Genomic DNA, 15,839 nt, shown 5'->3' with positions numbered 1-15,839 from the left:
GGCCAGCAGTATTATCGATAGTGGAACGGGCCCTTCCGGGCCCGTTTCGTTTTTGAGGGATCCTGCATCATGCCGATTTCCGTTCATGCCGCCGCCTTCGCGGGCATTATCCAGACCCTGAAGGCGCTCGACGCCATTCTCGACAAGGCTGTGGCGCAGGCGGAAGCCCGCAAGATCCAGCCCGAGGTCCTGCTCAACAGCCGCCTGGCGCTGGACATGCTGCCCTTCACCCGACAGATCCAGCTCACCTGCGACTTCGCCAAGAATGCTGCGGCGCGCGTGAGCGCCGGCGAGAACCCGAAATTCCCGGATGAGGAGAAGACCTTCCCGGAACTGAAGGAGCGGATCGCCAAGACGCTCGCCTTCGTGCAGAGCATCGACGATGCCGCCCTCGAAAGCGGCATCGGCAAGGACGTTACCTTCCCGCGCGGTCCGCAGCAGACGGTCACGATGACGGCCGAGGCCTATCTGACCCGCTTTGCCGTGCCCAATTTCTATTTCCATGCCACCACCGCCTACGCGATCCTGCGCGAGAACGGATTTGACATCGGCAAGCGCGACTTCCTCGCCGACGTCTTCGAGGCGTAACGCCTGATGGCCGCGGCTGTCTCGACGAAATCGGGCGACCTGGCCATTATCGGGCGCGCGGCTGCGTCGGACGCCGCCGCCATCGCCGATCTCTACCTCGCCGCCCGGGCTGATGCACTGCCCTGGCTGCGCCGAGTCCATAGCGATGAGGCAGTGCGCGACTGGATCATCCATGATCGCCTGGCGCGCGGCGAGAACTGGGTTGCCCGGTTGGGCGACGAGGTCGTCGGCTTCATGGCGCTCGACGGCGACGATCTCGATCAACTCTATCTGAAGCCCGGTCACTATCGGCAAGGCTTCGGCTCACAGCTCCTCGCCAAGGCCAGGGAGCGCAGCCCACAGCGGCTGCATCTCTTCTGCTTCCAGCGCAACGCACGCGCCCGCGCCTTCTACGAGAAGCACGGCTTCAAGACCATCGACATGAACGATGGCTGCCGAAATGTCGAAGGAGAGCCGGACATTCTCTATGAATGGCGGCCGAGCGCGTCATAAGCCCTTGAAATCGGGACAGCCCCTCCCCATTTGATGTTCACGGCGATGTCGAGGGCGTTCCACTGTCCTCCATCCTCGTTGAAGACGGCCATGAGCCGAACGTGTGACGCCGGATGTACGCGCGCCCGTTCTGGACATGGCCGTTGGCGTTTCCGGGGCCCGAGGGCCCCGGGACGCAGGTTTCAGCGATCCGCCACGGCAAGCTTCGCACCGAGTGCAACGAAGGCGCCGGCAAAGATGCGCCGCATCCAGGTCATCACCTGCGGCCGGGAGATGACGTGGTTGCGGACAGACGCTGCGAACAACCCATAGACCACGAAGACCACAAAGGTCAGCAGCATGAACACGCCGCTCAGCGCGAGCATTTCCGGCATGGGATTGGTCGCATCCGCGCTGACGAACTGTGGGAGGAATGCGAAGAAAAAGATCGAGAGCTTCGGATTGAGCAGGTTGACCAGAACCGCATCGATCGTCACGCGCAGTGCAGAGCGCGTGTCGACAGGGCCCCGCGTTCCTGGAGTGTGTTCCAGGCCATGTAGAGCAGGTAGGCCACACCGAGATATTTGAAGATCTGGAAGGCAAGCGCGCTCGTGTGCAGCAGCGCCGCCAATCCCATGATCGCCGCGAGCATGTGGGGCACGATGCCGAGCGTGCACCCGAAGGCCGCGACGACGCTTGCGCGCGCGCCCCGCGAGAGGCCCGCTGCCACGGTGTAGATCATGCCCGTGCCCGGCGAGGCAACGATGATGAGGGAGGTGATTAGGAATTCGAGGCTCATGGCGGCGCTCCGTGCTATGCCGCCAAACTAGTGAGCTACGCCCTTACGTCAATCGCTGTGGCGCGCGCCCTCCACAACCTGTACGAGCACCGGGCGCGGAGCGCCTGTGCCCTCAATCCTGCAGGAATGGGTTGTTCTGCCGCTCCTCACCGAGCGTACTCGCCGGCCCGTGTCCCGGCAGGAACTGGACATCGTCGCCCAGCGGCAGGAGCTTGGCCTTGATGCCGGCAATCAGCGTCTCATGGCTGCCATAGGGAAAATCGGTGCGCCCCACCGAGCCTGCGAACACCGTATCGCCCGCAAGCAGGAAATGCGCGTCCTTCTGGAAGAAGGTGACATGGCCGGGCGTATGGCCGGGCACATGCTGCACCGAAAAGGCGACATCGCCGATCGACACCGTTTCGCCCTCGGCAAGCCAGCGCGTCGGCGTGACCGGACGAATGCCGCGCATCTCGAAGCGCAGCCCCGAAGCCGGCAGGTCGTCGAGCAGGAACTTGTCGGCCTCATGCGGACCAATGACCGGCACAGCGAGCGCATCGGCAAGATCGGCCGCACCGCCGGCATGGTCGATATGGCCATGGGTCAGCCAGATCGCGACCGGCTTGACGCCGAGTTCCTTCAGCGCGTCCTGAATGCGGTCGACATCACCACCGGGATCAACCACCGCTGCTTCCTTGGTGCGGGTGCACCAGATGACCGAGCAATTCTGCTGGAACGGAGTCACCGGTACGACGGCGACATTCAGGGGGGTGGCAGCCTGCTCGGTCATGCGATCTTTGCCTTTCCGTAAGGGGTGGGCACCTGCTCAGCGCGCCTTGCAGCGATTGGCGAGAAGCACCCGGTATTCGGAGATGGAGGTGTCCATCTGCGCGACATTCTCCTCGCGCTGCCGTCCAGCCTGGCAGGTTGCGAAGACGGAGCGCGCGCCCTGAAGATAGGTGACATGCTCGCGCCAGACGCGGCATTGCGTGGCCTGGTCGGCTGTGCCGGCAGATTGCAGGCGGGTGAGTTCACGGCGCATGCCGGCCTCGTTCTGGAAGAGATCCCGCTGGCAGTCCGCCGGAGCGCCAGCCCTCCCCTGCGCCAGGACGGGAGGCGCCGCGAGAACAAGGATCAGGGCAAGGCCAGCCGAAAGCCGCATCATCCGAGGTTCAGCTCCTTGAAGAAGTCGTTGCCCTTGTCGTCGAYGACGATGAAGGCGGGGAARTCCTCGACCTCGATGCGCCAGACCGCCTCCATGCCGAGCTCCGGATACTCCAGGATCTCGACCTTGCGGATGCAGTCCTGAGCGAGGCGCGCCGCCGGGCCGCCGATCGAGCCGAGATAGAAGCCGCCATGCCGGGCGCAAGCCTCGCGCACCGCCGAGGAGCGGTTGCCCTTGGCGAGCATGACCATCGAGCCACCGAAGGACTGGAACTGATCGACGAAGGAATCCATGCGCCCGGCCGTCGTCGGACCGAAGGAGCCGGAGGCCAAACCCTCGGGCGTCTTGGCCGGACCGGCGTAATAGACCGGATGGTTCTTGAAATAATCGGGCATGCCCTGCCCGTTCTCGAGCCGCTCACGAATCTTGGCATGGGCCGAATCGCGGGCGACGACGATGGTGCCGGTCAGCGAAAGCCGGGTCTTGACCGGGTATTTGCTGAGCGTCGCGAGGACTTCGCTCATCGGCCGGTTGAGATCGACCTTGACGACATCGCCACCGAGCGACGCGTCTTCGACCTCAGGCAGGTACTTGGCCGGATTGGTCTCGAGAGCCTCGAGGAAGATGCCCTCCCGGGTGATCTTGCCCTTGGCCTGGCGATCGGCCGAGCAGGACACGCCAAGGCCGATCGGCAGCGAGGCGCCGTGACGCGGCAGGCGGATGACGCGAACGTCATGGCAAAAATACTTGCCGCCGAACTGTGCACCGACGCCGAGCGACTGCGTCAGCCTGTGAATCTCCTCCTCCATCTCGAGATCGCGGAAAGCGTGCCCCGAGGGAGAACCCTTTGTCGGAAGTTCGTCGAGATATTTGGTCGAGGCGAGCTTGACGGTCTTGAGATTCTGCTCGGCCGAGGTGCCGCCAATGACGATGGCAAGGTGATAGGGCGGGCAGGCGGCCGTGCCCAGCGTCAGGATCTTCTCCTTCAGGAACGCGATCATGCGGTCCTTGGTGAGGAGCGAGGGCGTCGCCTGGAACAGGAAAGTCTTGTTGGCCGAACCGCCGCCCTTGGCCACGAAGAGGAATTTGTAGGCGTCCTCTCCCTCGGCATAGATATCGATCTGCGCCGGCAGGTTGGTCGCCGTGTTCTTCTCTTCGAACATGGAGAGGGGCGCGACCTGCGAATAGCGCAGATTGCGCTTGTAGTAGGCATCGGCCACGCCCTCGCCCAGCGCCGACTCATCATCGCCATCGGTCCAGACCTTGCGACCGCGCTTGCCCATGATGATCGCGGTGCCGGTGTCCTGGCACATCGGCAGCACGCCGCCAGCCGCGATATTGGCGTTCTTCAAGAGATCGAAGGCAACGAACTTGTCATTCGAGGTCGCCTCGGGGTCGTCGAGGATCTTGGCCAGCTGGGCAAGATGGCCCGGGCGCAACAGGTGGTTGATGTCGATGAAGGCCTGTTCGCTGAGCTGGCGGATCGCTTCGCGCGAAACGCTCAGGACCTCGCGGTCACCAATCGTCTCGACTGTGACGCCCGCGTCGCCGAGCTTGCGATAGGGGGTCTTGTCCTCGCCGAGAGGGAAGAGATCGACATGCGTGTAGGCCATGAGGAACTGGCTCCGAAACAGGATGCGCCGCGGCTACAGCATGCGGCGCCGGTCATGCCGGCGTCATAGCGGCTTGCGCCCTCCAGTCCAAGCCCAGGCTTGAACGGTTCCAGTGTCAGGCAGCCTTCGCGGCGGTCTCCGCCAGGATCGCATAGATGGCGGCCGGGTCATGGGCGCGCCGCACCTGCTCCAGCACGGCCTGATTGCGCAGGACGCGCGCGACGCGGGCAAGCGCCTTCAGATGATCAGCCCCCGCCCCTTCCGGCGCGATCAGCACGAAAATGATATCGACGGGCTGGCCATCCAGCGCCTCGAAATCGATCGGCTTCTCGGCGCGGGCGAACAGCCCGACGAGCCGGTCGATTCCAGGCATGCGCCCGTGGGGGATCGCGATGCCGTCGCCAATCCCGGTCGAGCCAAGGCGTTCTCGTTGCAGCAGGGCCTCGAAAAGCTCGCGCTCAGGCAGCCCAGTGAGCACGGAGGCGTGCTGGGACAGTTCCTGCAGCGCCTGCTTCTTGCCATTGGCCCGCAGCGGGGAGACCACGGCTGCGGGCGTCAGAAGATCAGTGAGGGTCATGCGCCAGTCCATGCATGTCCCGTGCCGGGTTCTCACCCAGCGCCACGGGTCAGGAGTGATAACCGGGGCTACCGCCTGCCGGGGCTCAAGACAGCGAGGCCGGCGGGTCAATCCAGCCGATGTTGCCATCGCGGCGGCGGTATACGACGTTCATCCGCCCATTGCCAGCATGGCGGAAGATCACGACGGGCGCACCAGTGAGGTCAAGCTCGGCGACTGCATCACTAACGGTCAATTCGTGGAAGGATTTGGTCGATTCCGCCACGATAACAGGGTTGTCACCGCCAGAAACGGCCTCAGCCTCCTCGATTTCATCATCAGGGGCCGCAATCACATAGCTGGGGATTTCCACCCCGGAGGCACGACCATTCATTGCGGATGAGCGATCCTTCAACCGCCGCTTGTACCGACGCAACCGCTTCTCAATGCGCTCCGCCATCTTGTCGAGACTCGCATACGGATCATGCGCCGTAGCGGACGCTTCGAGTGTGATGCCGGAGGAGAGATGCAAGACCCCGTCCGTCCGGAAGGCGGTACCGTCCTTGTCGACGGTGACATGGCCCTGATATCCGCCCTCGTAATACTTGCTGAGGGCGGCGGCCACGCGCTCCTCGGCCTGGCCCCGCAGGGCCTCGCCGACATCGAGATTCTTGCCGGAGATTCGCAAGCTCATGGAGTGCTTCCCCTTCTTGTCGCCATGATCAGTGATCGATCATCTCACTGAGGTAAGGACGGGGAGTCGCCATTGTCAATGAGCGCTGCGGAATAGTCGCCGCCAGCCGACGGCAGCGAAAGGCATCCGATCGGGCTCACTCGGGCGGAGAAAAAGCCGAGCGGGTTCAGCGCCCTCCCAGCGCCATCGCCACCTTCTCGCGCCGACGCTCCATAGAGGACGGAATGCGCAGGGACTCGCGGTATTTCGCCACGGTGCGCCGAGCAATATCGATGCCGCCTTCCTTCAACCGGGCGACGATCGCGTCGTCGGACAGCACCTCGGCGGGGACTTCGTCGTCGATCATCTGCTTGATGCGGAAGCGAACGGCTTCCGCGGAATGCGCCTCGCCGTAACCGGTCGCGGCGATCGCTGCCGAGAAGAAATATTTCATCTCGAACACACCGCGCGAACAGATCAGATATTTGTTCGAGGTGACGCGCGAGACTGTCGATTCGTGCATGCCAATGGCATCCGCGACCGTCTTCAGGTTCAGCGGCCGCAGATGCTCGACGCCATGCGCGAAGAAGCCATCCTGCTGGCGCACGATCTCGCTTGCGACCTTGAGGATGGTGCGGGCGCGTTGCTCGAGGCTACGCGTCAACCAGTTCGCCGTCTGCAGGCATTCGGCGATGAAGGCCTTGTCCAGGTCGTTCCGCGCCGCCCGGGAGACGCGGGCATGATAGGTCTGGTTGATCAGCACGCGCGGCAGGGTATCCGGATTGAGATCGACCAGCCAGGAACCGTCCGGCGCCGGCCTGATGAAGACATCCGGAACGACGGTCTCGGCCGCCGAGCCGCCGAAACCCCGTCCAGGCTTGGGGTCAAGCCTGCGGATTTCTGCGACCATGTCGGCGATATCCTCATCGTCGACGCCGCAGATGCGCTTGAGCGCCGAGAAATCACGCTTGGCGACAAGATGGAGGTTGGCGACCAGAGCCTGCATGGCCGGGTCGAAGCGGTCGCGCTCCCGCAGCTGGATCGACAGGCATTCGCGAACATCGCGCGCCCCGACACCGGAGGGGTCGAAGCCCTGGATGACGCCAAGCACGTGCTCGACCTTGTCCGTGCTCACACCGAGCCGCTCTGCGATCTCAGGCACCGGCTCGCCGAGATAGCCGGAATCATCGACCGCATCGATGAGGTGGCTGCCGATCAGTCGCTCCGCAGGATCGGTCATCGCGAGATCGAGCTGTGCGCTGAGGTGATCGCGCAGGGACAGTTCCGAGGTCAGGCTGGACTCGAAGCCTTCCGACCCGTCCTCGAACGAACCACCGGAGCCGCCATAGGCGCCGCCGGTGATCGGCAGGCTGTCGGCCCCCTTCGTGTCGAGGCGGGCGATTGTCGGCTGTTCACCCTGGAAGACGTTGTCGAGCCCGGTGCCGAGCCGGCCTTCCATGCCGTCCTGGGTGTTCAGGCTCTCGGCACGCGCAAAACTCTCTGGATCAGCCGCCAGGGGGCTATCGCCGCCATTGAGCTGTATAGGAGCCTCAGGCGCGTCGTCGCGCTCCAGCAGCGGATTCCGCTCCAGCTCACCCTCGACAAAGTTCTGAAGTTCGAGATGCGAGAGTTGCAGGAGCTTGATCGCCTGCAGCAGCTGCGGCGTCATCACCAGGGACTGTCCCTGGCGCAGCTCCATGCGCGGCATCATCGCCATTGCGCTCTTGACCTCTCATCCGCCTCGGCATGTTTCTTGCCTTCGGAACAAAGCCTAGCCGCGCAACGCGGGCGCGTCAAAGCCTCTGCACGCGCTTTGTGCAGAGAAATTAATGCAGTGCAGCATTCTGCCGAGATTATGGCAGCGGCATCACGGCCGGCTGGATCAGAGCTTGAAATCCTCGCCGAGATAGACACGGCGGACGTCCGGATTGGCGATGATCTCGGCCGGAGAGCCCTCGGTGAGCACGCGGCCGGAATGGATGATATAGGCGCGATCGACGAGGCCGAGCGTCTCACGGACATTGTGGTCGGTGATCAGTACGCCGATGCCACGATCGGTCAGCTGGCGCACCAGCGCTTGAATGTCGCCAACGGCGATCGGATCGATGCCGGCGAAGGGCTCGTCGAGAAGAATGAAGGACGGCCGCCCGGCCAGGGCGCGGGCGATCTCGCAACGGCGGCGCTCGCCGCCCGACAACGCGATGGAAGGAGCCTTGCGCAGGCGAGAGATCGTGAACTCTTCCAGAAGCGTATCGAGCTGACGCTCACGGCTCTTGCGGTTCGGCTCCACGACTTCAAGGACGGCCCGGATGTTGTCCTCGACAGTGAGGCCACGAAAGATCGAGGCCTCCTGCGGCAGGTAGCCAATTCCAAGCCTCGCGCGCTGATACATCGGCAAGCCGGTGATATCGTTGCCTTCCAGCGAAATGACCCCGAGATCGGCGGGCACCAGACCAGTGACCATGTAGAAGATCGTGGTCTTGCCGGCGCCGTTTGGACCGAGCAGGCCCACCGCTTCGCCCTGCCGGACGTAGAGGCTCGCCTCGCTCACCACCGTGCGGCCGCCATAGCTCTTGCGCAGGCCGCTGACAGCGAGAATACCCGGTCCACCGATCGATGCGGCAGATGATGTTGCCGGCTCGGCCTCGCTGTCCCGCGCCTTTGCGCCGAACAGTCCGCGCAAGCGCCCGAACATGCCGGGGCTTTGCTCGCTCCGGGGTGCCGTAGCCTGAGCGGGCAGGGTCGAACTGTCGGATTGCGGCATGGAATGGACTGTCACTGAGAGCAGGGCTCGCTGATGTGAAAGGCAGTCGGCCCGGCATGCGCCGGACCGGAGCGGCTAGTTGGTCGGCGGGCTCGCCGGGCGAGCGGGGGCCGCGGCACCGGGCTTGGGCGGAGTGTTCTTGCCCGCGTCCTTGCCGGCCTCGCCGGAATTCGGAACGAAGAAGCCCTGCACGCGCCCCTTGTTGTTCTCGATATTGGCGACGCCGGTCTCCGTGTCATAGACCAGTCGCTCGCCACGGGTGATGTTCGGCCCGTCATTCAGGGCGACATTCCCGGTCATGATGACCTTGTTGTTGGCGCGGTCGAACACCGCCTTGTCTGAGGTCGCAGCCTGCGTCTTCGAGACCACGGTCACCGGACCATCGCATTCGATGCGCTTGATGCTGCTATCATTGGATTGCGGCGCGCCCCCCGCTGCGGCTGGCGCCGGCGTTGCAGGACGCGATGCTCCTGGTACGGTCCCAGCGCCGCGCCCCTCGTAGAACACGGTCATGACCGAGCACCGCACCGTGGTCTCGCCCTGCACCGCCACGACATTGCCGGTGAAGACCGCGCGATTTTCCTTGTCGAGCACATCGAGCTTGTCAGCATCGATCTTGATCGGCTCCTTGCTGTCGCCACCAAGGCCGCCAAGAGGCGAATTCGCCCCCCCGCCGCCGCGGGCGGGCTTGGCCTTTCCAGCCGCAGGCGGTGTCGCCTGCGCAACCTTGGAGGCATCGGAGCGTGGCTGCGGGGTCTGGGCGACCGCCTCGGCAACGCATGAAAGACTCAGCGCTGCCGCAAGTAGCCATACCGGCTGCCAGCCCTTCGACATCGCAGGATTCACTGATGCAGCTTCGAATGCGGACCGCATATCACTGTCTCGTCCCAGTTGCAGGGGCATTGCCCGGAGAACTACCGTCGACCGCTGCCGGTTCCCGGTTCGGCGCGGCAGGCGCCTTGACCGGTCCTAGCAGTTCCGGAGCCGGCGTGCTGCCTTCGCGTTCAGGTCCGGCCAAGGCGCGAGCCGGTGCATTCTCTATCACGACTCGGACACGGCCGTCGAAGACGATCAGCGCGCCATTGTCCTTCACGTCCAGGGTATCGCCCTCGACGGTGGTCGAACCGAGCAGAACCTTGACCGGCTCCCGCGATACGACGGTCCCCGCCTTGAAATCGATATCGGCGCTGCGCATCCGCATATCATAGCCGGACTCGGTACGGACCTTCACGTCATCGACCAGTTTCAGCTTCTCCTTCTGGGAGTTGAACAGGCCGGTGCGGGCGTTGACCGTGACCCAGCCCTCCTGCTGCATCTGAATCCTGGCTGTCATTGTCGACAGCTCGATTTCGGTCGGATTGCGAATGTCCTGCAGCGCTTCGAGCGCCGTCACCTCGTAGGGCCGGTTGTCCTTGCGATAGCCCGAGAGGCGCGGCGACTCCATCTTGACCTTGCCGCCCGAAATGCCGACGGAACCGATCGACACGCCGGAGACGCCAGACAATGGATGCAGGAACGGCGTCACGATCAGGCCGAGCACGGCCACGACCGCACCGACGGGAATCGCGCGGCGGAGGAAGCGGACGAGCATGGTGTGCCGCTGCGCTGCCTTGAACGCAGCGCGACGTCGACTCGCACGTTTCGATTCGGGGGCGGTCCAGTCGCCCGTTGTCATCGCCACAGTCATGCCCCGCGCAATGGCAGTCGCTAACGGCTTTTTCGTGTCAGCCGGCGAACGACCTGCGGGCCCCTACGCGCTTCGTTCGCGTGGAGACTGACGCAAGAAGACTTAGAATTTGTCAAGCGTGAGCGAAGATGTCGTTCTCGGCCCAGCCGGCAAGATCGAGCTCCGCGCGGAACGGAAGGAAATTGAAACAGGCTTCGGCGAGATGCGAGCGCCCCTCGCGCACCAGCATGGCCTCGAGCTTCTCGCGCAGGGCGTGGAGATGCAGCACGTCCGAAGCCGCATAGGCCAATTGTGCCTCCGACAGCGTATCGGCGCCCCAATCCGAGGATTGCTGCTGCTTCGACAAGTCGATGCCGAGCAGTTCCCTGACAAGGTCCTTCAGGCCGTGCCGGTCGGTATAAGTCCGCACCAGCTTCGAGGCGATCTTGGTGCAGTAGACCGGGCCGGTGGTGACGCCGAAGGCGTTCTTCAGAACGGCAACGTCGAACCGCGCGAAATGGAACAGCTTCAGCACGGAAGGGTCCGACAGCAGTCGGATCAGGTTCGCAGGCGCAGGACCGTCCCGAAGGATCTGGACCACATCGGCAGAGCCATCGCCGCGCGAGAGCTGGACCACGCAGAGCCGGTCGCGATGCGGGTTGAGACCAAGCGTCTCGGTGTCGATCGCAACGACGGAGCCCGGCAGGAAATCATCCGGCAGATCACCGCGATGCAGACGGATGGTCATGACAAGAACCTCACTGGGCCAAAACACGCGGGACAAGGCCCCTGCCGCAGCTAGCGGGCGCCGAGCCCACGTTCAAGCCTTTTCTGCGCGCCGGGATCGCCGCGGGGCCATCGCGTTAACGCATTCTTCACCCTGAGCTTCAGGGCTGAGGGCCGGCGTGAGACAGTCTCCGAAACGGAATCATCGCCTTGCCGCTTCTCACCCTCCTGACCGGCTTCGAGGGCCGCATCGGACGCCCCGCCTTCTGGTCGGGCACGGCCCTGGTTGCTCTCGCGCTCGTCCTCGCCGACATCGGCAGCGCTCGCCTTGGCGCGGAGCATGGCCCCCAGATCACGGCCTTTGCCGGGGCTTTCGCCCTGTTTCCCTGGTCGGCGCTTGCCGCCAAACGCGGCCGGGACCGCGGACGGCCGTGGTATTACGGGCCGACGCTGGTCATCGCGATCGTACTGTCCGGACTTGGCCCCGGCCATCTCGAAGCAGCAGCGGCCAAAACACTCGGCACCTTCTCCCTGCTGCTCTGGCTCGTTGCGCTGATCGATCTCGGTTTGCTGCCGGGCTGCATTGCGCCCGAGTCCGTTGCAGAGACAGAAGCGGGTGCTAAACCGGCGGAATGAAGCCGCTCCCTCCTCCACTTCCCTTCGACCCGCTCGATCCCGTCGCCCTGACGCAGGCGCTCGTGCGATGCCCCTCCGTGACACCAGTTGAGGGGGGAGCACTTGCTCTGCTCGACACCGTTCTGAGCGCGGCTGGGTACTCGGTCGATCGGCCGGTATTCAGCGAGCCCGACACGCCGGATGTCGAAAACCTCTATGCCCGGATCGGCACCGAGGGGCCCGTTCTGGTCATAGCCGGCCATACCGATGTCGTTCCCCCGGGCGACCTCGCGCAATGGTCGCGCGACCCGTTCTCCGGCCAGGTCGAAGACGGTGTCCTGCATGGACGCGGTGCCTGCGACATGAAGGGCGGGCTCGCCTCGATGATCTCGGCTGCGCTGCGCTTCCGCCGCGATTATCCGGATGCGCCGGGCTCGATCGCCTTTCTCGTCACGGGGGACGAGGAATCGGTTGCCGTCAACGGCACCGTCAAGCTGCTGGATTGGGCGAAGGCACGCGGCGAACGCTTCGACCATTGCCTGCTCGGCGAGCCGACCAACCCGGCGACGATGAGCGACATGATCAAGATCGGCCGCCGCGGCTCGCTGACCGGCCGGCTGGTCGTTCACGGCAAGCAGGGCCATGTCGGCTATCCGCACCTCGCAGACAATCCGATCCGCGGCATGGTGCGCCTGCTGGCAGCGCTCGATGCGACGCCACTCGATACCGGAACGGCCTATTTCGATCCGAGCAATCTCGAGGTGACCACTCTGGATGTCGGCAATCCCGCGACGAATGTCGTTCCAGCCCAGGCAAAGGCTGTCTTCAACATCCGATTCAACGATATCTGGACGCCAGAGAGCCTCGCCGCCGAGCTCGACCGGCGGCTGCGGGACGCTGCCGGCAACCAGGTGCGCTACGAGCTCGAAGTTCAGCCGACGAATGCGGTCGCTTTCCTGACCGAGCCGGGGCCGTTCGTCGCGCTGGTCGCCGATGCGGTCGAAGCCGAGACCGGCACGCGCCCGGCACTCTCGACGACGGGCGGCACCTCCGATGCCCGCTTCATCAAGAGCTATTGCCCGGTCGTCGAGTTCGGCGTGGTCGGCCAGACCATGCATCAGATCGACGAACGGGTCGCGGTCTCCGACCTGCTCTGCCTGGAACGGATCACGCACCGCCTGCTCGAAAGCTACTTTGCTGCAACGCAACAAGGCGCTTGACCCCAAACCGGATACGCCGTTTACTGCATTAGACGAAAGTCTAATGCCACGTATCCGGAGTACCCGGCCATGGCTCTTGCTGCCGATGACGTGCTGCGCTCGCTACGCGGTTCATGGCGCCTGATGACCGACGGCGCCGAGGCGCTGAAGGAACTCGATCTCAGCCGCGACGGGTTCTGGCGCTCCTTTGCCGCGCTCGTGCTCACCGTGCCAGCGCTGGTCGCGATCCTGGCGGCCGAACGGCAGATTGCCGGGCTGTCCAACGCCGGGAACATGTTCGATTCCCCCGCCCTCATTGCCCGCGTGCTGGGCGCCCAGTGCCTGGCGATCATCGCAGTACCGGCGCTGCTGATAGGCCTCGCCCCGAACCTCGCCCATTCGCCGCGGCTGACCAGTTTCGTCATCGCCTGGAACTGGGCCGGCATCGTCTCGGCCAGCCTGATGGCGGTACCCGCCACTGTCTTTGCAATCGGCTGGTCGAACCCCGCCATCGCGACGATGCAGGCGATCGCCTTCGCGGTCATCGTGCTGCGCCTTCGCTATTGCGTGGCGCGTGCCGCCTTCGGCGCGCAAGGCCATGTCGCGCCCGCAATCCTGCTGGCGAGCGTGATGGCCGACTATTCGATCATCCGCGTCTTCGGCCTGGCGGGCATCTGAGCCCGGCTCAGTAATCGACGCCGGCGAGATAGAGCCCGCAGGATGGAGCAAGCGCCGCGCATTGCGAGCGGTCGCGCGCGGCCAGCACCTTGCCGACCTTGTTTTCAGGCCAGCGCCCCGCTCCCACCATCTTCAGACAGCCGACCATCGAGCGGACCTGATGATGCAGGAAGGAGCGGGCATGGGCGTAAATCACGATCTCCGAACCCTCCCGCGTCACATCGAGCCGGTCGAGCGTCCGAACAGGCCCGTTCGCCTGACATTCGGCGGCCCGAAATGTCGTGAAATCGTGGTGACCGACGAGCGCCTTGGCAGCGCGGTCCATGGCTTCATGATCAAGTCTGAAGGGGACATGCCAGAGTCGGTCCCGATCGAGCGCCGGCGGTGCGCGTCGGTCGAGCATGCGGTAGATGTAATAGCGGCGCCTAGCCGAGATGCGCGCATCGAATTCGTCGGACACAGCCTCGGCGCTCAGAACCGCGACCGGCAGATGCTTCAGGCGGGCATTGCTCGCGTCACGCACGACATCGGTGCGCCACTCCTTGTCCAGAACGACATGGGCGACCTGATGCGTCGCATGGACGCCGGCATCGGTGCGCCCGGCGCAGTGCAGGCGGACGGCATGACCACAAAAGGCCTCGACCGCTTCCTCGATGCTCTGTTGAACCGACGGACCGTTGAGCTGACGCTGCCAGCCGGAGAACGGCGTTCCATCATACTCGATGACGAGCTTGTAGCGGGGCATCAGAATATGATGCCGAAAACTGGGAACCGAACTTTGGGCGACATCATGCGGGCGCCCTAGATCCGATGGCCGGGATCGAGCCGCGCGCCGCGCAGGAATTCGCTCCCGCTCATGGGCGCACGGCCGGCGCGCTGAACCTGAAGCAACCTCACTGCGCCCTCGGCGCAGGCGATCGTGCCCTCACCGTCCAGCAGCGTGCCCGGCTCGGCAGCGCCGCCAGCCAGCGCCGTACGCAGGATCTTGAGCCTCTCCGGCCCCTTTCCGAGATCGACCTCGGCAAAGGCGCCTGGAAAGGGCGAGAGCCCGCGCACGAGGTCATGGACCTGCTGCGCTGGACGCGCCCAGTCCAGCTTCGCCTCGGCATTGGCGATCTTGGCAGCGTAGGTCACCCCCTCGACGGGTTGTGGAGTGAACTGCAGCCCGCCACGCCCGAGCGCAGCCAGGGCGCGCACCATCAGGTCGGCGCCAAGCGAAGCCAGCCGATCATGCAGTTCGCCGGCCGTCATATCGGGGCCGATCGCAAGCTTCTCGACCATGCCGACCGGGCCGGTATCCAGCCCCGCCTCCATCTTCATGACGCAGATGCCACTCTCGGCATCGCCCGCCATGATGGCCCGCTGGATCGGGGCAGCGCCGCGCCAGCGCGGGAGAAGCGACGCGTGCAGGTTGAGGCAGCCCAGTTCCGGCAGATCAAGGATCGCCTGCGGCAGGATCATGCCATAGGCGACGACGACCGCGACGTCGGCCTGATGCGAGGCGATCACCTCGGCAGCTTCGTCGGTCTTCAACGTCTTCGGCGTGAACACCGGAATGCCGAAGCGCTCGGCGGCGCGATGCACCGGGGACGGCTTCAGATCGAGACCACGACCGGCCTGCGCCGGGGCGCGGGTGTAGCAACTCACAACCTCGTGGCCCTGGCCGATGATCTCGGTCAGGGTCGGCACGGCGAAATCCGGTGTGCCCATGAAGATGACGCGCAAACTCATGCGAACAGCGCCGCTTTCTGATCGATACGGATCATTCAGGCCGCGCTGTCGCGACGCGCCGCCTTGGCGAAACGCTTGGTGACACGCTCGCGCTTCAGCCGCGACAGGTGATCGATGAAGAGCACGCCATTGAGATGGTCGATCTCGTGCTGAAGGCAGGTGGCGAGCAGGCCGTCCGCCTCGATGTCCTGCACCTTGCCGTCGAGATCGAGATAGCGAACCTTCACCCGCGCCGGACGCTCGACCTCCTCGTAATATTCGGGGATCGAAAGGCAGCCTTCCTCATGGATGTTCAGCTCCTTGGAAGACCAGGTGATTTCCGGATTGATGAAGGTCATCGGCGCCTTCTCCTCCTCCGGCTTGGCGAGGTCGATCGTCAGCAGGCGCAGCGGCACGCCGATCTGGATCGCTGCCAGGCCGATGCCGGGTGCGTCATACATGGTCTCGAGCATGTCGGCGGCGAGCGCCTTGATCTCGGGCGTGACGGCCTCGACAGGTTTCGAGACCTGGCGCAGGACTGAATCGGGCAGGATGACGAGAGGGCGAATAGCCATAGGGCGCTCGAACCGGTTTTTCTTGCTGACGCCGCGGACATAAGCACTTGTTGGCGGGTGGT

General features: G+C 64.6%; 18 protein-coding genes and 1 pseudogene. 5 read left to right on the top strand and 14 right to left on the bottom strand.

Going from position 1 to position 15,839, the window contains the following annotated elements:
- The first annotated feature begins 69 nt into the window (after positions 1–69).
- Positions 70–588, top strand: coding sequence for a DUF1993 domain-containing protein (locus tag AC1DW9_RS23010; protein WP_441507268.1), 519 nt, complete (start codon positions 70–72; stop codon positions 586–588).
- 6 nt (positions 589–594) lie between these two features.
- Positions 595–1,080 carry a GNAT family N-acetyltransferase gene (locus tag AC1DW9_RS23005; RefSeq protein WP_441507269.1) on the top strand — a complete coding sequence of 162 codons (486 nt, stop codon included), beginning with the start codon at positions 595–597 and terminating at the stop codon, positions 1,078–1,080.
- Between the two features lie 182 nt (positions 1,081–1,262).
- On the opposite strand, the pseudogene AC1DW9_RS23000 reads toward AC1DW9_RS23005, so the two are convergent.
- From AC1DW9_RS23000 to AC1DW9_RS22950, 11 genes and pseudogenes are all read right to left on the bottom strand, one after another.
- Positions 1,263–1,858 (bottom strand): annotated as a pseudogene (locus AC1DW9_RS23000) (LysE family translocator).
- A 112-nt stretch (positions 1,859–1,970) separates the two neighbouring features.
- Entirely contained in the window at positions 1,971–2,627 is a 657-nt protein-coding gene (locus tag AC1DW9_RS22995) for an MBL fold metallo-hydrolase (RefSeq protein WP_441507271.1), read from the bottom strand.
- 36 nt (positions 2,628–2,663) lie between these two features.
- A complete protein-coding gene (locus AC1DW9_RS22990; protein ID WP_441507272.1) occupies positions 2,664–3,002 on the bottom strand; it encodes a hypothetical protein in 339 nt (112 codons plus the stop codon).
- On the bottom strand, positions 2,999–4,615 hold the full coding sequence (locus AC1DW9_RS22985; protein ID WP_476855190.1) for a fumarate hydratase: 1,617 nt from the start codon (positions 4,613–4,615) through the stop codon (positions 2,999–3,001). Before AC1DW9_RS22985 ends, AC1DW9_RS22990 begins: the two co-directional genes overlap by 4 nt.
- A gap of 115 nt (positions 4,616–4,730) precedes the next feature.
- Positions 4,731–5,192 (bottom strand): PTS IIA-like nitrogen regulatory protein PtsN, encoded by a 462-nt coding sequence (ptsN, locus tag AC1DW9_RS22980; RefSeq protein WP_441507274.1) that lies wholly within the window; start codon positions 5,190–5,192, stop codon positions 4,731–4,733.
- 85 nt (positions 5,193–5,277) lie between these two features.
- Positions 5,278–5,865, bottom strand: coding sequence for a ribosome hibernation-promoting factor, HPF/YfiA family (gene hpf / locus AC1DW9_RS22975; RefSeq protein WP_113514942.1), 588 nt, complete (start codon positions 5,863–5,865; stop codon positions 5,278–5,280).
- Positions 5,866–6,031: 166 nt separating this feature from the next.
- Entirely contained in the window at positions 6,032–7,561 is a 1,530-nt protein-coding gene (rpoN, locus tag AC1DW9_RS22970; RefSeq protein WP_441507275.1) for an RNA polymerase factor sigma-54, read from the bottom strand.
- 165 nt (positions 7,562–7,726) lie between these two features.
- The gene (lptB, locus tag AC1DW9_RS22965; RefSeq protein ID WP_441490208.1) at positions 7,727–8,539 is read right to left on the bottom strand and encodes an LPS export ABC transporter ATP-binding protein; all 813 of its coding nucleotides are present in this window, start codon (positions 8,537–8,539) and stop codon (positions 7,727–7,729) included.
- A gap of 144 nt (positions 8,540–8,683) precedes the next feature.
- Positions 8,684–9,481 (bottom strand): LptA/OstA family protein, encoded by a 798-nt coding sequence (locus tag AC1DW9_RS22960; protein WP_476775449.1) that lies wholly within the window; start codon positions 9,479–9,481, stop codon positions 8,684–8,686.
- Between the two features lies 1 nt (position 9,482).
- Positions 9,483–10,199 (bottom strand): LPS export ABC transporter periplasmic protein LptC, encoded by a 717-nt coding sequence (gene lptC, locus AC1DW9_RS22955; RefSeq protein WP_441490210.1) that lies wholly within the window; start codon positions 10,197–10,199, stop codon positions 9,483–9,485.
- A 208-nt stretch (positions 10,200–10,407) separates the two neighbouring features.
- Positions 10,408–11,022 (bottom strand): ribonuclease D, encoded by a 615-nt coding sequence (locus AC1DW9_RS22950; protein WP_441507276.1) that lies wholly within the window; start codon positions 11,020–11,022, stop codon positions 10,408–10,410.
- A gap of 188 nt (positions 11,023–11,210) precedes the next feature.
- Here AC1DW9_RS22950 and AC1DW9_RS22945 point away from each other — a divergent pair, with 188 nt between their 5' ends.
- From AC1DW9_RS22945 to AC1DW9_RS22935, 3 genes are all read left to right on the top strand, one after another.
- Positions 11,211–11,636: a DUF805 domain-containing protein gene (locus tag AC1DW9_RS22945; RefSeq protein WP_441507277.1), complete on the top strand. Its 426-nt coding sequence runs from the start codon at positions 11,211–11,213 to the stop codon at positions 11,634–11,636.
- Positions 11,633–12,835, top strand: coding sequence for a succinyl-diaminopimelate desuccinylase (gene dapE, locus AC1DW9_RS22940; protein WP_441490213.1), 1,203 nt, complete (start codon positions 11,633–11,635; stop codon positions 12,833–12,835). Before AC1DW9_RS22945 ends, dapE begins: the two co-directional genes overlap by 4 nt.
- 69 nt (positions 12,836–12,904) lie before the next feature.
- Entirely contained in the window at positions 12,905–13,492 is a 588-nt protein-coding gene (locus AC1DW9_RS22935) for a hypothetical protein (RefSeq protein ID WP_441507278.1), read from the top strand.
- A 7-nt stretch (positions 13,493–13,499) separates the two neighbouring features.
- Here AC1DW9_RS22935 and truA read toward each other — a convergent pair whose 3' ends face one another.
- From truA to AC1DW9_RS22920, 3 genes are read right to left on the bottom strand one after another with little or no spacing between them, the layout of a single operon-like run.
- Positions 13,500–14,237, bottom strand: coding sequence for a tRNA pseudouridine(38-40) synthase TruA (gene truA / locus AC1DW9_RS22930; protein WP_441507279.1), 738 nt, complete (start codon positions 14,235–14,237; stop codon positions 13,500–13,502).
- A 56-nt stretch (positions 14,238–14,293) separates the two neighbouring features.
- Positions 14,294–15,223: a methionyl-tRNA formyltransferase gene (gene fmt / locus AC1DW9_RS22925; RefSeq protein WP_441490216.1), complete on the bottom strand. Its 930-nt coding sequence runs from the start codon at positions 15,221–15,223 to the stop codon at positions 14,294–14,296.
- A gap of 35 nt (positions 15,224–15,258) precedes the next feature.
- The gene (locus tag AC1DW9_RS22920; protein WP_441490217.1) at positions 15,259–15,777 is read right to left on the bottom strand and encodes a peptide deformylase; all 519 of its coding nucleotides are present in this window, start codon (positions 15,775–15,777) and stop codon (positions 15,259–15,261) included.
- Positions 15,778–15,839 lie beyond the last annotated feature (62 nt).

The organism is Allobosea sp. P4_E12 (genome assembly GCF_056401655.1).
Note: the sequence above shows the minus strand (reverse complement) of the source record. Positions and strands in the feature narration are given on the sequence as shown.

Excerpts from the sequence above, each read along its gene's own strand:
- truA (WP_441507279.1), bottom strand. The coding sequence starts at position 14,237 with ATGCCCCGCTACAAGCTCGTCATCGAGTATGATGGAACGCCGTTCTCC.
- AC1DW9_RS22920 (WP_441490217.1), bottom strand. The coding sequence starts at position 15,777 with ATGGCTATTCGCCCTCTCGTCATCCTGCCCGATTCAGTCCTGCGCCAG.
- rpoN (WP_441507275.1), bottom strand. The coding sequence starts at position 7,561 with ATGGCGATGATGCCGCGCATGGAGCTGCGCCAGGGACAGTCCCTGGTG.
- AC1DW9_RS22995 (WP_441507271.1), bottom strand. The coding sequence starts at position 2,627 with ATGACCGAGCAGGCTGCCACCCCCCTGAATGTCGCCGTCGTACCGGTG.
- fmt (WP_441490216.1), bottom strand. The coding sequence starts at position 15,223 with ATGAGTTTGCGCGTCATCTTCATGGGCACACCGGATTTCGCCGTGCCG.
- AC1DW9_RS22935 (WP_441507278.1), top strand. The coding sequence starts at position 12,905 with ATGGCTCTTGCTGCCGATGACGTGCTGCGCTCGCTACGCGGTTCATGG.
- AC1DW9_RS22960 (WP_476775449.1), bottom strand. The coding sequence starts at position 9,481 with ATGCGGTCCGCATTCGAAGCTGCATCAGTGAATCCTGCGATGTCGAAG.
- AC1DW9_RS22990 (WP_441507272.1), bottom strand. The coding sequence starts at position 3,002 with ATGATGCGGCTTTCGGCTGGCCTTGCCCTGATCCTTGTTCTCGCGGCG.
- dapE (WP_441490213.1), top strand. The coding sequence starts at position 11,633 with ATGAAGCCGCTCCCTCCTCCACTTCCCTTCGACCCGCTCGATCCCGTC.
- lptC (WP_441490210.1), bottom strand. The coding sequence starts at position 10,199 with ATGCTCGTCCGCTTCCTCCGCCGCGCGATTCCCGTCGGTGCGGTCGTG.
- AC1DW9_RS23010 (WP_441507268.1), top strand. The coding sequence starts at position 70 with ATGCCGATTTCCGTTCATGCCGCCGCCTTCGCGGGCATTATCCAGACC.
- ptsN (WP_441507274.1), bottom strand. The coding sequence starts at position 5,192 with ATGACCCTCACTGATCTTCTGACGCCCGCAGCCGTGGTCTCCCCGCTG.
- lptB (WP_441490208.1), bottom strand. The coding sequence starts at position 8,539 with ATGTTCGGGCGCTTGCGCGGACTGTTCGGCGCAAAGGCGCGGGACAGC.
- AC1DW9_RS22950 (WP_441507276.1), bottom strand. The coding sequence starts at position 11,022 with ATGACCATCCGTCTGCATCGCGGTGATCTGCCGGATGATTTCCTGCCG.
- AC1DW9_RS23005 (WP_441507269.1), top strand. The coding sequence starts at position 595 with ATGGCCGCGGCTGTCTCGACGAAATCGGGCGACCTGGCCATTATCGGG.
- hpf (WP_113514942.1), bottom strand. The coding sequence starts at position 5,865 with ATGAGCTTGCGAATCTCCGGCAAGAATCTCGATGTCGGCGAGGCCCTG.